15 protein-coding genes, 1 tRNA gene and 1 pseudogene are annotated in these 17635 nt (G+C 67.4%); 8 read left to right on the forward strand and 9 right to left on the reverse strand.

What is annotated here, in order from left to right; genetic code table 11:
• Positions 1-712 precede the first annotated feature (712 nt).
• The 3 genes from ACE3TU_RS08645 (at position 713) to ACE3TU_RS08655 (ending at position 3736) form a co-directional block, all read left to right on the forward strand.
• The gene (locus ACE3TU_RS08645) at positions 713-2239 is read left to right on the forward strand and encodes an ATP-binding cassette domain-containing protein (RefSeq protein ID WP_374622822.1); all 1527 of its coding nucleotides are present in this window, start codon (positions 713-715) and stop codon (positions 2237-2239) included.
• A 109-nt stretch (positions 2240-2348) separates the two neighbouring features.
• Positions 2349-2993, forward strand: a complete 645-nt coding sequence (locus ACE3TU_RS08650) for a PilZ domain-containing protein (protein WP_374622824.1) — start codon at positions 2349-2351, stop codon at positions 2991-2993.
• Positions 2994-3082: 89 nt separating this feature from the next.
• Positions 3083-3736, forward strand: a complete 654-nt coding sequence (locus ACE3TU_RS08655) for a PilZ domain-containing protein (protein ID WP_374622826.1) — start codon at positions 3083-3085, stop codon at positions 3734-3736.
• 25 nt (positions 3737-3761) lie between these two features.
• Here ACE3TU_RS08655 and ACE3TU_RS08660 read toward each other — a convergent pair whose 3' ends face one another.
• The gene (locus ACE3TU_RS08660; protein ID WP_374622828.1) at positions 3762-4373 is read right to left on the reverse strand and encodes a LysE family translocator; all 612 of its coding nucleotides are present in this window, start codon (positions 4371-4373) and stop codon (positions 3762-3764) included.
• 101 nt (positions 4374-4474) lie between these two features.
• Between ACE3TU_RS08660 and ACE3TU_RS08665 the strand changes: the two genes are divergently transcribed.
• Positions 4475-5563, forward strand: a complete 1089-nt coding sequence (locus tag ACE3TU_RS08665) for a DUF4432 family protein (protein ID WP_374622830.1) — start codon at positions 4475-4477, stop codon at positions 5561-5563.
• 66 nt (positions 5564-5629) lie between these two features.
• Here ACE3TU_RS08665 and ACE3TU_RS08670 read toward each other — a convergent pair whose 3' ends face one another.
• Positions 5630-6613: a DUF808 domain-containing protein gene (locus tag ACE3TU_RS08670; RefSeq protein ID WP_374622832.1), complete on the reverse strand. Its 984-nt coding sequence runs from the start codon at positions 6611-6613 to the stop codon at positions 5630-5632.
• 152 nt (positions 6614-6765) lie between these two features.
• Here ACE3TU_RS08670 and ACE3TU_RS08675 point away from each other — a divergent pair, with 152 nt between their 5' ends.
• On the forward strand, positions 6766-7437 hold the full coding sequence (locus ACE3TU_RS08675; RefSeq protein WP_374622834.1) for a hypothetical protein: 672 nt from the start codon (positions 6766-6768) through the stop codon (positions 7435-7437).
• 115 nt (positions 7438-7552) lie between these two features.
• On the opposite strand, the gene glnA is transcribed toward ACE3TU_RS08675, so the two are convergent.
• Both glnA and ACE3TU_RS08685 read right to left on the reverse strand, forming a co-directional pair.
• Complete coding sequence (gene glnA, locus ACE3TU_RS08680) at positions 7553-8962, reverse strand: type I glutamate--ammonia ligase (RefSeq protein ID WP_374622836.1); 1410 nt, start codon at positions 8960-8962, stop codon at positions 7553-7555.
• A gap of 57 nt (positions 8963-9019) precedes the next feature.
• Positions 9020-9358, reverse strand: a complete 339-nt coding sequence (locus ACE3TU_RS08685; protein ID WP_374622838.1) for a P-II family nitrogen regulator — start codon at positions 9356-9358, stop codon at positions 9020-9022.
• Positions 9359-9644: 286 nt separating this feature from the next.
• Between ACE3TU_RS08685 and ACE3TU_RS08690 the strand changes: the two genes are divergently transcribed.
• The 3 genes from ACE3TU_RS08690 (at position 9645) to tig (ending at position 12443) form a co-directional block, all read left to right on the forward strand.
• Positions 9645-10850: an alanine--glyoxylate aminotransferase family protein gene (locus tag ACE3TU_RS08690; RefSeq protein WP_374622840.1), complete on the forward strand. Its 1206-nt coding sequence runs from the start codon at positions 9645-9647 to the stop codon at positions 10848-10850.
• Positions 10851-10930: 80 nt separating this feature from the next.
• Positions 10931-11015 (forward strand) — tRNA-Leu (locus ACE3TU_RS08695).
• A 48-nt stretch (positions 11016-11063) separates the two neighbouring features.
• Complete coding sequence (tig, locus tag ACE3TU_RS08700; protein ID WP_374622842.1) at positions 11064-12443, forward strand: trigger factor; 1380 nt, start codon at positions 11064-11066, stop codon at positions 12441-12443.
• 207 nt (positions 12444-12650) lie between these two features.
• Here the strand turns inward: tig and purL are convergent, their stop codons facing one another.
• From purL to ACE3TU_RS08725, 5 genes and pseudogenes are all read right to left on the reverse strand, one after another.
• The gene (gene purL / locus ACE3TU_RS08705) at positions 12651-14876 is read right to left on the reverse strand and encodes a phosphoribosylformylglycinamidine synthase subunit PurL (protein WP_374622844.1); all 2226 of its coding nucleotides are present in this window, start codon (positions 14874-14876) and stop codon (positions 12651-12653) included.
• A 96-nt stretch (positions 14877-14972) separates the two neighbouring features.
• Positions 14973-15443, reverse strand: a complete 471-nt coding sequence (locus ACE3TU_RS08710; RefSeq protein ID WP_374622847.1) for a CYTH domain-containing protein — start codon at positions 15441-15443, stop codon at positions 14973-14975.
• Positions 15443-16306, reverse strand: coding sequence for a CHAD domain-containing protein (locus ACE3TU_RS08715; RefSeq protein ID WP_374622850.1), 864 nt, complete (start codon positions 16304-16306; stop codon positions 15443-15445). Before ACE3TU_RS08715 ends, ACE3TU_RS08710 begins: the two co-directional genes overlap by 1 nt.
• A 131-nt stretch (positions 16307-16437) precedes the next feature.
• Positions 16438-17106: a phosphoribosylformylglycinamidine synthase subunit PurQ gene (purQ, locus tag ACE3TU_RS08720; RefSeq protein WP_374622852.1), complete on the reverse strand. Its 669-nt coding sequence runs from the start codon at positions 17104-17106 to the stop codon at positions 16438-16440.
• Positions 17107-17189: 83 nt separating this feature from the next.
• Positions 17190-17635 (reverse strand): annotated as a pseudogene (locus ACE3TU_RS08725) (acyltransferase); the annotation flags it as partial.

Raw genomic sequence — 17635 nt, forward strand, 5'->3', positions numbered from 1 at the left:
GCAACGACCGGCGCATCCAGGTGCGGGCCTCGCGCGGCGACTGGGTGTACCTGCTGCGGGTTTCGACCTGCACGGGGGCGATCCTCGATCGCGACCGGCTGCGTCCGGCCTGAACGACTGAACGAGCCAGACTGCCGCCTGCGGCGCCGCGCCCGTTGCCGGGGCCGCGGGCGCTCTGTTTTGGGCCAACCCGTTCAGACTTCGTTTGCATCTTCGAAGCACTTTTTTAAGCGCACCGCGATATCGTCCGGGCCATACGGTCATGTGTCTGGAGTTGCCGTATGAGCGCCCCTTCGAAAGGCCTCGCGTATCCTGAGGCGGGTTCGAGGACGCAGCACCGATCAGGGTGGCTGCAAGCCGGATTAAAGAGTTTTGCGTACCGGCTTGCCCATCTTGCGCTTCCGCGCGGCCTGATCGTTTCGGCCTGTGCGACCCTGTTCTACATCGTCTGAGCGGCGCTTGCGGTCGCCCTGCGGCGCGACTATAACCCCTTGTCCGCCACACCGAGCAGAGGAGGGTTGCGTGGGCTTTCGCGTCGACCATCACCGCTCCCGTGGACCTGTCGAGGCCCTGCAGCCGATGTTGCAGGGCTGACCGAGCGGGTCCGGACGACATCGTCTCCTCCTTCTGGTCTGCCCAAGCCGGTTCGTGCGTTCGCCGAACCCCTTGAGTTCGAGGCGCCGCGGCGCCGCAGACACTAGAAGAGACGACCATGGGCTCGATCAGCCTCAACCGACTGTCCATCACCGCCAACGTGCCGCTGTTCAGCGAGCTGACCCTTGCCATTTCGGATGGCGAGCGGGTGGGCCTCGTGGCCGGCAACGGCATGGGCAAGACCACGCTGCTGCGCGTCATCGCCGGGCTGGCCGAGCCGACCTCCGGCGAGGTCACGCGTTCCCGCGGGCTCAAGATCGGCTATGTCGAGCAGGACATTCCGCCCCACCTCCTGCCGCTGTCGCTGCGCGACGCCGTGCTCGACGCGCTGCCGCCGACCGATCGCTCCTTCGAAGCGTGGAAGGCCGATGTCGCGCTCGATGGCTTCGACACGCCGCACGAGCTGCGCGACCGCGCTGTCTCGGCACTGAGTGGCGGCTGGCAGCGGCTGATGCTGCTTGCCCGCATCTGGGTGACGGAGCCGGATGCACTGCTGATGGACGAGCCGACCAACCACCTGGATCTGGGCAAGCTGTTCCGGCTCGAACGCTGGCTCAATACCGAGGCGCGCAACCTGCCGCTGCTGGTCGCCAGCCATGATCGGGATTTTCTCGATGCCGTGACGAACCGCACGCTGTTCCTCCGCCCCGGCCGGAGCCGCTACTACGCGCTGCCGTTCAGCCGGGCCCGGGTCGCGCTCGACGAAAGCGACGAGGCGGATGCCGTTCAGTTCGACCGCGACCTCAAGGAGGCCGACAAGCTGAGGAAGCAGGCCGCCAAGCTGACCAATATCGGCATCAACTCGGGCAGCGACCTGCTGACGGTGAAGGCCAAGTATCTCAAGGACCGGGCCTTGAAGATCGAGGAAGCGGCACGGCCGGCTCACAAGGAGCGCACCGGCGAGATCCGGCTGAGCAACCGCGGCACCCATGCCAGGCTGCTGGTCGGGATCGAGAACGTGACGGTGACGACACCGCCGGGGCAGCCCCTGTTCAGGATCGAGAAGCTCCATATCTTCCAGGGTGACCGAATCGTGCTGCTTGGCCGCAACGGCACCGGCAAGACGCAGCTTGTCAGGCTGATCCGGCGGGCCATCGCGGAGGACGGGGTCGACGGCATCCGGGTGACGCCGTCCGTGGTGCTCGGCTACAGCGACCAGGACATGTCGCAGCTGCCAGCGAAGGGCGCGCCCGAGAGCTTCATCTCCACCACATTCAAGTTGCCGGACGCACGGGTAAAGAGCCTCCTCGCCGCGGCGGGCTTTCCCATCGAGAAACAGGACAGGCCGATCGCGCAGCTCAGTCTGGGACAGCGGGCCCGGCTGGGGCTCCTGGCGCTACGGCTGACCGAGCCGAATTTCTACCTGATGGACGAGCCCACCAATCATGTCGACATCCCGGGTCGCGAGACGCTCGAGGCCGAGATCCTCGAGCACGACGCCACCGGGGTGCTGGTCTCGCATGACCGCAGCTTCGTCAGGACCGTCGGCAACCGCTACCTGCTGATCGACGGACGCCGGCTGCGGGAGGTAGAGGGCCCGGAGACGTTCTTCGCGGCGATGGCGGAAGGCGACGCCGAGGGTTAAGCGGCGGTTTCGAGGTGAGCGAAAACGCGGTGCTTCGCGTCAACGTGATGATGAGCCGGGTGTGCTAGCATCCGGTCATTCATCGCCGACGACACTTGCGGATACTGTCGTGACACCATTCGAAGAGGGGCCGAGCGCCCCCGGACGAAGCGACGTGCGCTTCGTCGGGGCCCTCATGGGCAAATACCTGCTGGCCAGCCGACGCGACCGCGCCGCCTGCGTCCAGGTCTTCGCCTGCCGCCTGCAAAGCATATCTCCGAGGCAACTGGTGGCGTCCGCGCCGGTCGTGGGCGACCTGGGCGAGGGCATGTCGGCCAGCTTCGAGCCGTTCGGGCTGCTGCGCGGCAGGGTGGAGCGGATGATCGATGGCGGCTTTGCGGTGGCGATCGAGGCTGAACCGGACGACCGGGCCCTGCTGGCCAAACGCATCGCCTGGTACAAGCGGCGGACCTTCAACGGCCTCACCGACAAGCGGGCGCACCGGCGGCTGATGCCGCGCGATCCGCGCTCGCTGCTGATGCTGGCGGACGGGCGGGCGCTCGAGTGCCTGATCATCGACATGTCGCGGTCCGGGGCAGCGGTATCCGCCGACATACAGCCAGCCATCGGCACGCCGCTGGCGATCGGGACGGTGGTGGGGCGCGTGGTGCGCTGGCTCGATGTCGGCTTCGCGGTGCGCTTCGTCGTCGAACAGGACGAGATGACGCTCGAAGACAGCCTGCACCCGGTACCGCAGCTGCAACTCGACTGCTGAACAGTCGCTCGCCTGCGTAAACGCCTGATTCACCTGCGCTGATGCAGTATCGGCACAGGACTGGGGAATCCGTGGACGGGGTGCGGACCGTGGGGAACGGGCAAGCGCGGGGTGAAACCCGCTTCATCGGCGATCTGATGGGCAGCTATGTGCTGGCCAGCCGCGCCTTGCAGCCGGAGGGGCTGACGCGGCTCGCCTGCCGGGCGCGCAGCATCTCGGTGCGCGAGGCGACGATCACCGCCCCGGTCGTGGGTTCGGTGGGCGAGGCACTGACCGTGGCCTTCCAGCCGCTCGGGATCCTGCGCGGCGAGATCCTGCGGCGCGTCGATTCCGGCTTCATCATGAGCTTCGACGTGGATGAGGCGGAGCGCGAAACGCTCGAGGCGCGCATCCACTGGCTGAAGCGAAAGGCCCTGAGGGCGGTACACGAGCGGCGGGCGCACAAGCGGGTGATCCCGCGCGAGACGCGCTCGCGGCTGGTCGTCGGTGCCGGCCAGTTCGCCGACTGCTTCATCATGGACATGTCGCGCTCGGGCGTCGCCGTCTCGGCCGACATCAAGCCGCCGGTCGGGACGCTGGTCGGCGTCGGCGCAGTGCCCGGCCGAGTGATCCGGCACTTCGAGTGCGGCTTTGCCGTGCAGTTCTCCGACTTGCAGGAACTCGAGCATCTCGAGGGACTGCTGACGCTGAAGACCGGCGAGCACAAGCAGCTGGCGGCGGAAAAGCTCGGCTTTTCCGGCTAGCCCGCGCCGGCACCGCCGCTCTCCCTCAGCGCTCGGTGAGAGCGAGCTTGACGCCCAGCGCCAGGAACGCCGCGGCAAACGTTCTCCGCATCCAGAGCAGCACGGCAGGCCGGCCGATCACGTGCTGCCGCACGGCCGCGGAGAAAACTCCATAGATCGCGAAGACCACGAAGGTCAGCGCCATGAACACCGCGCTCAGTTCCAGCATGCGGGGCAGGGCCTCGGCATCGCCAGCGGGAACGAACTGCGGCAGGAAGGCGAAGAAGAAGATCGACAGCTTGGGATTGAGGATGTTGATCAGGATACCGGAGACGATGACCTTCCCGGCCGAACGCGGCGCCGCGTCGGCCTCGACGCTCAGCGCGCCCTTTTCGCGCAGCGTCGCCCAGGCCATGTAGATGAGGTAGGCGACGCCGAGGTACTTCAGGACCTCGAAAGCGACAGCACTGGTGTGAAGCAGGGCGGCAAGACCCGTCACCGCCGCAGCCAGATGCGGCACGATGCCGAGCGTGCAGGCAAAGGCGGCCAGCACGCTGGCCCGAGCCCCGCGCGAAAGCCCTGCGGCCAGGGTGAACAGCACGCCTGTGCCGGGCGACGCCACGATGATCAGCGTGGTGATGAGGAACTCGATGGTCATGCGCTGCCCTCCCTGGCTGCCGAAGCCTAGCAGCGCTGTGGAGCATGGCAAGGCGGCCCGCAACCAGCTATGACCGTTGCGGAAACGGGAGGACGTCCGGGATGGCAGCGCAGGTTCAGATCGAACTGATCGAGGAACAGTTCGGGCCGGTGGAGCGGCCGCTCGCGTCGTCGGGCGGGATCAGGGTCACGGCGTTCCGCTACGCGACCGGGGTGGCGGCGCTGCGCGTCACCAACCTGGTCGGCGAAATCGTGGTGCTGCCCTTCCATGGCCAGCAGATCTGGGATGCGACCTTCCACGGCCGGCGCCTGACGATGGGATCGGTGTTCGACGCGCCCGAGGCGAGCGAGGTCTACACGCGCAACTATGGCGCGTTCCTCGTGCATTGCGGGGTGATGGCGATCGGCAACCCCGCTCCGGAGGATGCGCACCCGCTGCATGGCGAGGTGCCCAATGCCCGGCTGCAGCAGGCGCGCCTCGTCTTCGAGGACGGGCCGGCGGGTCCGGTACTGCGGATCCGGGGCGAGCGCCGCGAGCGTGTGGCGTTCTCGGCCAATTACCGCTTCTCCCCGGAGATCGCCCTGGGCGAGGCGTCGAGCCGGCTGGAGGTGACCGTTTCGGTGCACAACCAGCGGGCCACCCCGATGGACCTGATGTATCTCGGGCATGTCAATTTCCGCCCGATCGACGGGGCGCGGATCGTCGATGCGGTGGCGGACAGTCCGGCGCATTTCCGGGTGCGGCGGCACCTGCCGTCCTATGTGGGCGGGTCGGCCGAGTATCGCGCGCTGCTCGACGGTTTCGCGGCTGATCCGGCGAGCCACCGGTATGTCGTGCCGGGACGGCCGGTGGCGCCGGAACTGGTCGCCGGGCTCGACTGCGTTGCCGGGGCAGATGGCTGGAGCCATGCGCTGCAGGTGCTGCCGGATGGATCGGCCGACTTCATCAGCCACCGGCCCGAGCAATTGCCGCGGGCGGTGCGCTGGATGACGCGCAACGGCGACGAGGATGCGCTGGGGCTGGTGCTGCCGGCGACGGCGGAGGCGGATGGCAAGGCGGCCGAGCGCCGGAAGGGCAATGTGATGAGCCTCGCCGGAGGTGCCGAGTGGCGTTGCCAGATGCGCTTCGGGGCCCTGCTGCCGTCCGAGGCTGCCGCCATGGCGGAGGCGATCGCGTCGGCACGGAGCTGACCGCCGGAGCCGGACCAGCGGACCGGACCGAGCAGGCCTGCCGGCGAGCCCCTTCGCGGTGAGGCTTCAGGTGCGTCCGAAGCGCTTGCGCAGGCGACGGACGGCAGGGAGCACGAGCCTGCCGACGACGGGAATCAGCAGTGCCCCGATGGCGAGGCCAAAGATGCCGTCGCCGAGGATGGTGACCAGTTCGGCCACAAGGCCGCCAAGCGCGGGCAGGGCCAGCGCCGACGCGTGGGCCATATCCTCGATCCAGTGCTCGGGCGCCGCAAGCCCGAAGCTCGCGAGGCCGTGCAGCACGATGCCGCCACCGACCCAGATCATCGCGGCGGTGCCGATGATGCTCAGCGCCTGCATCACCCAGGGCATGGCGACGAGGATGAAGCGCCCGGCGGCGCGGCCGATACCGGAGCGCGCGCCGCGGGCGAGCAGCAGCCCGAGATCGTCGGCCTTCACGATCAGTGCCACGGCGCCGTAGACGAGCAGCGTGATGCCAAGCCCGACGAGAGCCAGGGCGACGGCCTGCTCGACAAAGCCCAGCTGCGGCAAAGCGGCCAGCGCGATGGTCATGATCTCGGCCGAGAGGATGAAGTCGGTCTGGATCGCGCCGGCAACGCGCTCGGCCTCGAGTGCGGCCGGGTCGCCGGCCTCGGCCGGAGTCTCGCCGGCGTGCTCAAGATCGTGCGCCGCATGCGGAAAGAGGGCCCCGTAGACCTTCTCCGCCCCCTCGAAGCACAGGTACAGGCCGCCCAGCGCCAGCAGCGGCGTGATGATCCACGGCGCGAGCAGGCTCAGCGCCAGCGCCGCGGGCAGCAGGATGAGGAGCTTGTTGCGCACCGAGCCCCAGGCGATGCGGGCAACGATGGGCAGTTCGCGGTCGGCGGTGAAGCCGGTGACATAGTTGGGCGTGACGGCGGCGTCATCGATCACCGCGCCGGCGGCCTTGAGCCCGGCCTTCGCCGCCTGTCCGGCGACATCGTCGATCGAGGCCGCCGCGACCTTGGCGAGGGCGGTGACGTCATCGAGCAGGCCGAGCAGTCCGACGCTCATGGCGGGGTTCCTTGTTGCGGTCAGGGCAGAGTTGCGTCAAAGCGAGTGGGGGCTCAAGCTCGCCGGTGGGAGGATCTGCGCTTTGCGTTATGGCAGGTTGGCTGGCGGGAGCAAGCACGCCGCACCGTCGGTTCGCCCATTGGGAGGCGCCGATGTTGCCCTGGATTGAGCTTGGCCGTGCGAAGGTGCCGGGGGGCGGCGAGTTCCGGCTCATGCAGCGGGGGACCGAGTTCAACATCTTTGCCGGCACGATCGGGCTGATGTCGTCGCGGCAGTCGGGCTCGGAGGAGGCGATGGCGCGTATTGCGGTCGAGCGCATCGGCGGCCGACCGAAGGCGCGGCTGCTGATCGGGGGGCTCGGCATGGGGTTCACGCTGCGGGCGGCATTGGCGGCGTTCGGGCGGGATGCCGAAATCGTGGTGGCGGAACTCGTCCCCGAAATTGCCGGCGCCTGGGCGCGGGGGCCGCTGGCGGCACTGCATGGCGGAGGCCTCGACGATCCGCGGGTGACGCTGAGGGTCGGCGATGTCGGGGCGGTGATGACGGGCGACGCGCAAAGGTTCGACGCCATCCTGCTCGATGTCGACAACGGGCCCGAGGGCCTGTCGCGGCCGGGCAACGACGCGCTCTACAGCCACAAGGGCGTCGCGAGGGCCAAGGCGGCGCTCAGGCCCGGCGGCATGCTTGCTGTGTGGTCGGTGGCGCCGGACGACACCTTCACCCGGCGGCTGGAGCAATCCGGGATGCAGGTGGACGTGCTGAAGGCGCGCGCGCATGGGGGAAAGGGCGCGCGGCATGTGATCTGGGTGGGGAAGAGGGGGTAGGGCGAGGCAGCACCGTGATCTTGCGGCATTCGGTTTGCTCTCTCCAAACGCAGTTGACGATAACAGAAAGGGCCCCGGGGGGCCCTTTCCAATTCACCATCGATCCCGTCGGCACTTACGCCGAGTAGTACATCTCGTACTCGACCGGGTGCGGGGTGTGCTCGAACTTGATGACTTCGGTCATCTTGAGCTCGATGTAGCTGTCGATCTGGTCGTTGTCGAACACGCCGCCGGCGGTGAGGAAGCCGCGATCCTTGTCGAGGTTCTCGAGGGCCTCGCGGAGCGAGCCGCAGACGGTCGGGATCTGCTTGAGCTCTTCCTTGGGCAGCTCGTACAGGTCCTTGTCCATCGGATCGCCCGGGTGGATCTTGTTCTTGATGCCGTCGACGCCGGCCATCAGCATGGCGGCGAAACCGAGATAGGGGTTCGCCAGCGGATCAGGGAAGCGAACCTCTACGCGCTTGGCCTTGGGCGACTGCCCGAACGGGATGCGGCAGGAGGCGGAGCGGTTGCGTGCCGAATAGGCGAGCAGCACGGGGGCCTCGAAGCCGGGAACCAGGCGCTTGTAGCTGTTGGTCGTCGGGTTGGTGAAGGCGTTGATGGCCTTGGCGTGCTTGATGATGCCGCCGATGTAGTAGAGCGCATCCATCGACAGGCCGGCATACTGGTCGCCGGCGAACAGCGGCTTGCCGTCCTTCCAGATCGACTGGTGGCAGTGCATGCCCGAGCCGTTGTCGCCATAGACCGGCTTGGGCATGAAGGTCACGGTCTTGCCGTAGGCCTGGGCCACCTGCTGGATGACGTACTTGTAGATCTGCACGCTGTCGGCGGACTTGATGATCGACTGGAACTTGATGCCCAGTTCGTGCTGGGCCGAGGCCACCTCGTGATGGTGCTTCTCGATCGGCACGCCCATCGAGGCCATGGCCGCCAGCATCTCGCCGCGCATGTCCTGGGCGGTATCGAGCGGGGGCACCGGGAAGTAGCCCTTCTTCAGCCCGATATGGTGGCCGTTATTGCCCGACTCGTACTCGGTATCGTTGTTGGTCGGCAGTTCCGAGTGATCGACCGAAAAGCCGACCTTGTAGGTGGTGTTGGAATAGCGGACGTCGTCGAAGATGAAGAATTCGGGCTCGGGGCCGAAGTAGACGCTGTCGCCGAGGCCGAGTTCACGGACGTAGGCTTCCGCCTTCTTGGCCGTGGTGCGAGGATCGCGGCTGTAGGGCTGGTAGGTCAGCGGATCGAGCACGTCGCAGTTGATGGCGAGGGTCGAGGCGCCGAAGAACGGATCGAGATAGGCCGAGTCCGGATCGGGCATCAGCACCATGTCGCTCTCGTTGATCGCCTTCCAGCCCGCGATCGACGAACCGTCGAACATCGTGCCTTCTTCGAACAGGTCCTCGTCGACCATGGTGACGTCGAAGGTCACGTGCTGCAGCTTGCCCCTGGGATCGGTGAAGCGCAGGTCGACATACTTGATGTCCTCGTCCTTGAGCTTCTTGAGGATATCGCTTGCCGTGGTCATTAGGTTCCCCTGTTAAGGTCTGGAGTTTTGGGTAGGGCAGGCACGACGCGCAGGTTGCTAGAGTGCGTCGTCGCCGAATTCGCCGGTGCGGATGCGGATGGCCTGTTCGATCGAGTAGACGAAGATCTTGCCGTCGCCGATGCGACCGGTTTGGGCGGCGCTGCGGATGGCTTCGATCGCCTTCTCGGCGAGATCGTCGGGGCAGACCACTTCGACCTTCACCTTGGGCAGGAAGTCCACCACGTATTCGGCGCCGCGATAGAGCTCGGTGTGCCCCTTCTGGCGGCCGAACCCCTTGGCTTCGGTCACGGTAATCCCCTGCAGGCCGACTTCCTGCAGCGCCTCCTTCACTTCGTCGAGCTTGAACGGCTTTACGATAGCCTCGATCTTTTTCATTCAGGCCTCCACTCAGGGCACCGGCAGTGCCGCACAGGTGTATGCAGGGCGCGTGCCAGCGACGGCCAAGTGCGAAAAAGCGAACTAGGGCAGGTCACTACGGCGCAATATTCATCCACAGGTTGGCGGAGGACCGCAGCCAGATGCAGAATCCTTGTGCAGTTTGCATGATTTTTGTGCAGTCAGGAATCCGTTCGCCGTCGCAACTGCCTGCAATTCCATCAGTCCGGATGACGGGCGCGGGGAAATCGCCCAGAGTAGCGGAATCGCTTCTCCGGAGTCTGCCATGGGCCACGTTTCGGGCCGAACCTATCTCGCCATTCCCGGTCCGTCGGTGGTTCCCGACCGGGTGCTCAATGCCATGCACAGGGCCTCGCCGAACATCTACGAAGGCGAGATCGTGGCAATCACCCACACGCTCGTTGCGGACCTGAGGCGCCTGGTGCTCACGGACCAGCATGTCGCCATCTACATCGCCAACGGACACGGCGCCTGGGAGGCGGCGATCAGCAACATGTTCTCGCGCGGCGACAGGGCGCTGTGCGCGGCAACCGGCCGCTTCGGCCATGGCTGGGCGGAGGCGGCGCGGCGGATGGGCGTCGAGGTCGAACTCGTCGATTTCGGCATGGCGTCGCCGGCCGATCCGGAGCGGATCGCGGCGGCGCTGCGGGCGGATACCGGACATGCCATCCGCGCCGTCCTCGTGACGCACGTGGACACCGCGTCCTCGGCGCTGAGCGATATCGCCGCCCTGCGCGCGGCGATCGACGCTGCCGGCCATCCGGCGCTGCTCGCCGTCGATGCCATCGCCTCGATCGGCTGCGACGAACTGCGCATGGACGCCTGGGGCATCGACGTCCTGGTCGGGGCCTGCCAGAAGGGCCTGATGCTGCCGCCCGGACTCGGCTTCGTGTGGTTCTCGGAACGGGCGATGCAGCGATCCCGGAGTGCCGGGCTCGTCACCCCGTACTGGGACTGGCGCCCGCGCGGCATGGCCACCGAGTTCTACCAGTTCTTCGGCGGCACCGCGCCGACGGCCCACCTCCACGGCCTCAGGGAGTCCCTCGACATGATCCTCGACGAGGAGGGGCTGCCGCAGGTCTGGCGTCGGCACGAGGCGCTGGCGCGCGCGGTCTGGGCGGCTTTCGACGCCTGGCGGGCAGGGGGCCACGACATCGCCCTCAACATCGCCGCGCCGGGGCATCGCGGCCGCTCGGTCACTGCCGCCCGGATCGGCAATGGCGGGGCCGGAAAGCTGCGCCGCTGGCTCGAAGCCGAAGCCGGGGTGACACTCGGCATCGGCCTGGGCATGGCCATGCCGGGCGAGCCGGCCTACGGCGACTTCCTGCGGATCGGCCACATGGGGCACGCCAATGCCCACATGGTGCTCGGTGTGCTGGCCAGCATGGAAGCCGGCATGGCGGCGCTGTCGATCCCCCATGGTCCGGGGGCGATCGAGGCGGCGGCCGCGGCGTTTGCGACATCGGCGTAACGGCCCGGCACGGGCAATCGCCCTTTGACCTTGCCCCCGCTTTGCCATATATGCACGCGACCCCCGGCCGAGGGGCCTTCGCGGGTGTGGCGGAACTGGTAGACGCACTGGATTTAGGTTCCAGCGCCGAAAGGCGTGGAGGTTCGAGCCCTCTCACCCGCACCAGTTGCGCGAGAAACCCCGGCCAAACGAGATTGTGAGAACGGGATACCAATGCAGGTCACAGAAACCCTCAACGAGGGCCTCAAGCGCAAACTCTCCGTCGTCATCCCCAGGACCGACCTGAGCGCGCGGCTGGATGCACGCCTCGACGAGCTCAAGGGCACGGCGAACATCAAGGGCTTCCGCCCCGGCAAGGTTCCGGTCGCGCACCTCAAGAAGATGTATGGCCGTTCCGCCATGTCGGAAGTGCTGTCGGACGCGATCAACGCGACCGTCAGCAAGACGCTGGACGAGCGCTCCGAGCGCGCCGCGACCCAGCCCAAGGTCGACCTGCCGGACGATCAGGGTACGATCAACAAGGTGCTGGACGGCGAGGCCGATCTCAACTTCGAGGTCAGCTACGAAGTGCTGCCGCCGGTCGCGGTGATGGACCTCAAGACCATCAAGATCGACAAGCCGGTCGTCGAGCTCGACGAAAAGGACGTCGACACCGAGGTGAACCGCGTGTTCGCGCAGCAGCGCGGCTACGAGGACAAGGGTGACGGCGCCGTCGTCGAGAATGGCGACCGCCTCGGCCTGAGCTTCAAGGGCTCGATCGACGGCGAGGCCTTCGCCGGCGGTTCGGCCGACCATGCGCATCTCACCGTCGGCTCGGGCGAGTTCATCCCCGGCTTCGAGGAGCAGCTGGTCGGCATGAAGAAGGGCGAGACCCGGACGATCAAGGTCACGTTCCCGAAGGACTACGCCCAGGAAAACCTCGCCGGCAAGGATGCCGACTTCGAGGTGACGATCCTGCATGCGGACGCCCCCAAGGCCGGCGAGCTCGACGACGAGTTCGCCAAGACTCTCGGCCTCGACAGCGTCGCCGCCCTGCGCGACGCGGTGAAGGACCAGATGCGCGCAGCGCTGGACTCGATGGGTCGGCAGGCGGTGAAGCGCCAGATCCTCGACGCGCTGGACGACGGCCACAAGTTCGACGTGCCGGAGCAACTGGTCGAGGCCGAGTTCAACACCATCTGGCAGCGCGTGGTCCACGAGGTGGAGCATCACGGCCGGTCGTTCGAGGACGAGGGCACGACCGAGGATGCCGCCAAGGAGCAGTACCGCCGCATCGCCGAGCGCCGCGTGCGCCTCGGGCTGGTGGTCGCCGAGATCGGCAACCAGAACAAGGTGGAAGTGACCGAGGAAGAGCACCAGCAGGCACTGATCGCCGAGGTGCGCCGCTTCCAGGGCCAGGAGCAGCAGGTCTACGACTACTACCGCAAGAACCCGCAGGCGCTGGCCGCCCTGCGCGCGCCGGTGTTCGAGAACAAGGTGGTCGATTTCGTCAGCGAGCTGGCCGAGAAGTCCGACAAGCCGATGACCCGCGCCGAGCTGAGCAAGCTGATTGCGTCGGACGAGGACGAGGTCCCCGAGGAGCACCACCACTGATCCGACGGCCGATGCCGAGCTTTGGGGCCGCCCTTCGGGGCGGCCTTTGTTTTGGCGACGCGGCAACAGGCGTCGGCGGGAAGGAAACGCCTCCGGACGCCGAAGACGCCGCAACACGAACTCCTCGAGCGAGTTGATCGCCCCGTTTCCCGAAGCGTGCCTGAGCATCGAGACGTGGATGTCACCCGGGCTGGGGAGCAGGGGAGATCAGGCGATCTCGCCCCGCATGAACTCGGGGAACCAGCCCTCGTGGGCGGCGCGCAGGTCAGCGATCGGCAACGGACGGGCTTCCCCCAGCGTCAGCGTGGTGCCGCCGGTATTGCCGATCCAGGGCGTAAAGACGCCGGCATAGGGGTAAACCTCCTCGAAGAACTTCTCGAGGTTGTCCCTGCTCATGGTGACCAGGTAGCGGCCCTGGTCCTCGCCGAAAAAGAGCGGGATCGGGTCGCCGCCATCGAGCTGGTTCACGGTGGCGCCGATACCCGAAGCCATCGCCATCTCGGCCAGCCCGACCGCCAGCCCGCCATCCGAAAGGTCGTGCACCGCCGTCGCGACGCCGTCGCGGATCAGGATGCGGACGAGGTCGCCGACTTTCCTCTCATGCTCGAGGTCGACAGGCGGCGGGGTGCCGTCCCGTCGGCCGAAGAGCTCGCGCAGGTAGACCGACTGGCCGAGGTGAGTGCCCCACCAATCCGGCGCGCCGAACAGCAGGATCGCCTCGTCCTCGGCGGCGAACCCGGCGCGTGCCATCTTCGACCAATCCGCGATCAGGCCAACGCCGCCGATGGTCGGAGTCGGCATGATGCCGCGCCCGCTGGTCTCGTTGTAGAGCGACACGTTGCCCGACACGATCGGGAAGTGCAGGGCCCGGCAGGCGTCGCCGATGCCCCTGATCGCCTCGACCAGCTGGCCCATGATCTCGGGTCGCTCGGGGTTGCCGAAATTGAGATTGTCGGTCGCCGCGATCGGATCGGCACCCGCCGCGGTGAGGTTGCGCCAGCACTCGGCGACGGCCTGCTTGCCGCCCTCGTACGGATCGGCCTCGCAGTAGCGCGGCGTGACATCGGAGGAGAACGCCAGCGCCTTGGTGGCGTGCCCCTCGACCCGGATGACACCGGCATCGCCGCCCGGCCGCTGGATGGTGTTGCCCTGGATCAGGGTATCGTACTGTTCGTAGACCCAGCGGCGCGAGCTCAGCGCCGGCGAGCCGAGCAGGCGGAGGAGGGCATCGGCGATATCCATCTGCGGGATATCGTCGGGGGCCAGCGGCTTCGGTACCGCCGGCGGCGTCCACGGCCGATCGTATTCCGGCGCCTGGTCGCCCAGTTCCTTGATCGGCAGGTTGGCGACTTCCTCGCCTTTCCAGATCACCCGGAACCGCAGGTCGTCGGTGGTCCGGCCGACGGTGGCGAAGTCGAGCTCCCATTTCTCGAAGACGGCGCGGGCCTCGGCCTCCTTTTCCGGGTGCAGCACCATGAGCATGCGCTCCTGGCTCTCGCTGAGCATCATCTCGTAGGGTGTCATGCCCTCTTCGCGCGTCGGGATCTGGTCGAGGTCGAGCTCGATGCCCAGATCGCCCTTGGCGCCCATCTCGACAGATGAGCTGGTGAGCCCGGCGGCCCCCATGTCCTGGATGGCGACGACTGCACCGGTTGCCATCAGTTCGAGGCAGGCCTCGAGCAGTCGCTTCTCGGTGAAGGGGTCGCCCACCTGCACGGTCGGGCGCTTTTCCTCGATGTCGTCGCCGAACTCGGCCGAGGCCATGGTGGCGCCGCCGACGCCGTCGCGCCCGGTCTTGGCGCCGAGGTAGACCACGGGCTGCCCGACCCCGCGCGCCTTCGAATAGAAGATGCTGTCGGTGTCGACGAGACCGGCGGCGAACGCGTTGACGAGGATGTTGCCGTTGTAGCGCTCGTCGAATTCCACCTCACCGCCCACCGTCGGTACGCCGAACGAGTTGCCGTAACCGCCGATGCCGGCGACCACGCCGGAAACGAGGTGCCGGGTCTTTTCGTGCCCCGGCGCGCCGAAGCGCAAGGCGTTCATCACTGCCACCGGCCGCGCACCCATGGTGAACACGTCGCGCAGGATGCCGCCGACACCGGTCGCCGCACCCTGATAGGGCTCGATGTAGCTCGGGTGGTTGTGGCTCTCCATCTTGAAGACGACCGCCTGTCCGTCGCCGATGTCGACGACGCCGGCGTTCTCGCCGGGGCCCTGGATCACCAACTGGCCCGTCGTGGGCAGCGTCCGCAGCCACTTCTTGGAGCTCTTGTACGAGCAGTGCTCGTTCCACATTGCCGAGAAGATGCCGAGCTCGGTGAAGGTGGGCGCCCGGCCGATCAGCTTGAGGATCTTCTGGTACTCGTCGAGCTTGAGGCCATGGTCGGCGACGAGCTGCGGCGTGATGACGACATGGTTGTTGAAGCTCATGCGGGCTGCGACTCCGTTCGGCCTGCCCGCTATACCAAGGCCCGCCGGCCGGCAACACCCGCATTGCCGGCGATGAACCGATTTGTCGGTCGGCCGCTAGATCTCGCCCGCGCCCGGCAGCATCGACAGGCTCGAGTTGTAGTATTGCGGTTGGCCGGTCACCTCGGCGCCGAGCCATTCGGCGGCCGGCAGGACGGCATGCGGCGTTGCGAGCTCGACCTCGGCGACGACGAGGCCGGCGTGACGCCCGCCGAACTCGTCGATCACCCAATCGCCGCCGGGGAAATCGAGGATGTGGCGGAGCTTCTCGATCTCGGCGCCAAGGCAGAAGCCGAGCAACTGGCGCCCGTCGGCAAGCGGGATCTCGTATTCGAACTCGGCCCGGGCGAGTGCGGAGCCACCTCCCTTGACGGTGAGGAAGGCCCGCCGATCGTCCACGGTCCTCACGCGCACCGTCACGCCGCTGCCCGAGGCGAGGTACCCCTGGCGGAGCCGTTCAGTCCGGATCACCAGCGGCCGCCAGCCGGCGGTGGCGACGAGGAACTTGCGCTCGATCTCGATGGCCATCAGTCCGAGGCCGTCCGGTCCGGCCATTGCCTGAGATAGCCGGCGATGCGGGCGCGGAAGCGACGCGGACGCTCGTCGTAGACCCGGTCGCCGAGCGTCCAGATGTGGTCCTCGAGATCCGATTTCCGACCGCCTATGGCCGACCTTATGGCGGGAAGGTCGGCGTCGGCTCCGGCGACCGTCGCGAGGTTCGCCTCGAGGACGCACAGGTCATGATGCGTGCCGAGCTCCTCGGTCAGGTCCCTGACCGCGCCGATCTCGTCCGCCAGACCGCGCGGCGCAAGGCGCTGCAGCAGCTCGAGCTGGTACCAGTGATACTTGGCGAGCTTGCGCCATTCGTGAAAGCTGGAGTCGGAAGGGTTGCGCCCGGCCCCCCGCCGCGCGATGCGACCGAGCTTGTAGGTTCGCACCAGACCGGCCTCGACGGTTTCGTCGTGGATGCCACCGATCGGCCAATCGCGGATGCGCTGCAGCAGATCCCGCATGTCGTCTCCGAAGCGGACGAGTACCTCGGGGTGATCCGTTGGTCCGGACGCGGCAGCCGGGCCGACGGTCGTACCAAAGCCCAGTTCGGCGAGCAGGGCAGCGAGCGTTTCCTGCATCACGTGGGCGTCGCGCGCCTCGGCCAGCCGGCTCGCCGCATCTCGGATGAAGGCGTTCTCGGCCTCGTAGGACGCGAAGTCGGACCTAACCGCCCGCAGCAGGGCGCGCAGCTTCTTGCATCGCCGCCGCGCCTCGTGGATGCGCCGCGCCGTTGGGCCACCGCCATCGGCCGCCGCGATCGCCTTTGCGACCTGTTCGCCGGCAATGCGGACAAAGCCCGTGCCGAAGCCCGGATCGTCGCCGGTCCATCCAAACGCCATCCCCAGCCCGTCCCGCCATTGCCCCGGCCGCGCCGCGACAGGCAGTTAGGAGGGTTTCTCTGTCACAAACAAGTCAGGCGCCGACCGGCAGCGAGATTCGCCGCATGGCCTCGGACTGCGAGGAGGAGGGATCAGGCCGCCAGTTGCAGCAGCGCGGAGAACAGCGGGCGGCCGTCCGATCCGCCATGTGCTGCCTCGATCAGGTTCTCTGGATGCGGCATCAACCCCAGCACGTTCCGGTGCTCGTTGAAGATCCCGGCGATGTCGTTGATCGAGCCATTCGGGTTGGTGCCGTCGGCATAGCGGAAGGCGACCTGGCCGTTGCCTTCGAGGCGCGACAGGGTCTCGGCATCGGCGAAGTAGTTTCCGTCGTGATGCGCCACCGGGCAGCGGATGACCTGCCCCCTAGCGTAGCCGCGGGTGAAATCGGTCGCGGCGTTCTCGACCCGGAGCTTGACTTCGCGGCAGACGAAGCGGAGCGAGGCATTGCGCATCAGCACGCCCGGCAGCAGCTGGGCCTCGGTGAGAATCTGGAATCCGTTGCAGACCCCGAGCACCCGGACACCCTGCGCGGCACGCTCGCGGATGGTCTGCATCAGCGGCGAGCGGGCGGCGATCGCACCGGCCCTGAGGTAGTCGCCATAGGAGAAACCGCCGGGAATGACGATCAGGTCGACCTTGGGGAACTCGGCATCCTTGTGCCAGACCACCGCCGGCGCCTCGCCGCCGATCTTGGTCAGCGCGGCAATCATGTCGCGGTCTCGGTTGAGGCCGGGGAACACGACGACGGCGGCTTTCATCGGCGACTCCTCGTTGGAACGCCGATCCTTTGGTGAGTCCCACCCGAAAAGGCAAGGGCGGAACTGGCGTTCCGCCCCGCATTTCACTCCGCCGGCTGGATCGCCGCAGGCCGTGCGGCACTGCGGCTGCCGGGCGTGCCGGGCAGGTGCGCCCAGGCCGGGCGTTCGAACAGGAAGCGGCCCCAGCCGGTGCGCTGGATCAGCCAGTAAAGGATCAGCGGCGAGACCAGGGCGACGGCCATGACGATGACGCTCACCACGCTCGTGTCGGTGAACAGGCCGGCCTTCAGGATGATGGTGCGGCTGGCCGCCATCGGGATCGAGAAGCTGAGGTAGACGACGATCGAGTGCTCGCCCAGCCAGCGCAGCCAGCCCATCAGTGGCAGCCGCACGAGGAGGCCCGCCGTCACGCAGACCGCCAGCGAACCGGCAAAGCCGAGGGCAAGATGCAGCACCGGCAGGGCAGCGTAGCCCATGGTGATGCCGCGCGGGTGCAGCTGGGAGCCGCCGCCGAACACCAGAACCCCCT

Source organism: Devosia sp., assembly GCF_041917035.1.
In the GTDB taxonomy this organism is placed as follows: domain Bacteria; phylum Pseudomonadota; class Alphaproteobacteria; order Rhizobiales; family Devosiaceae; genus Devosia_A.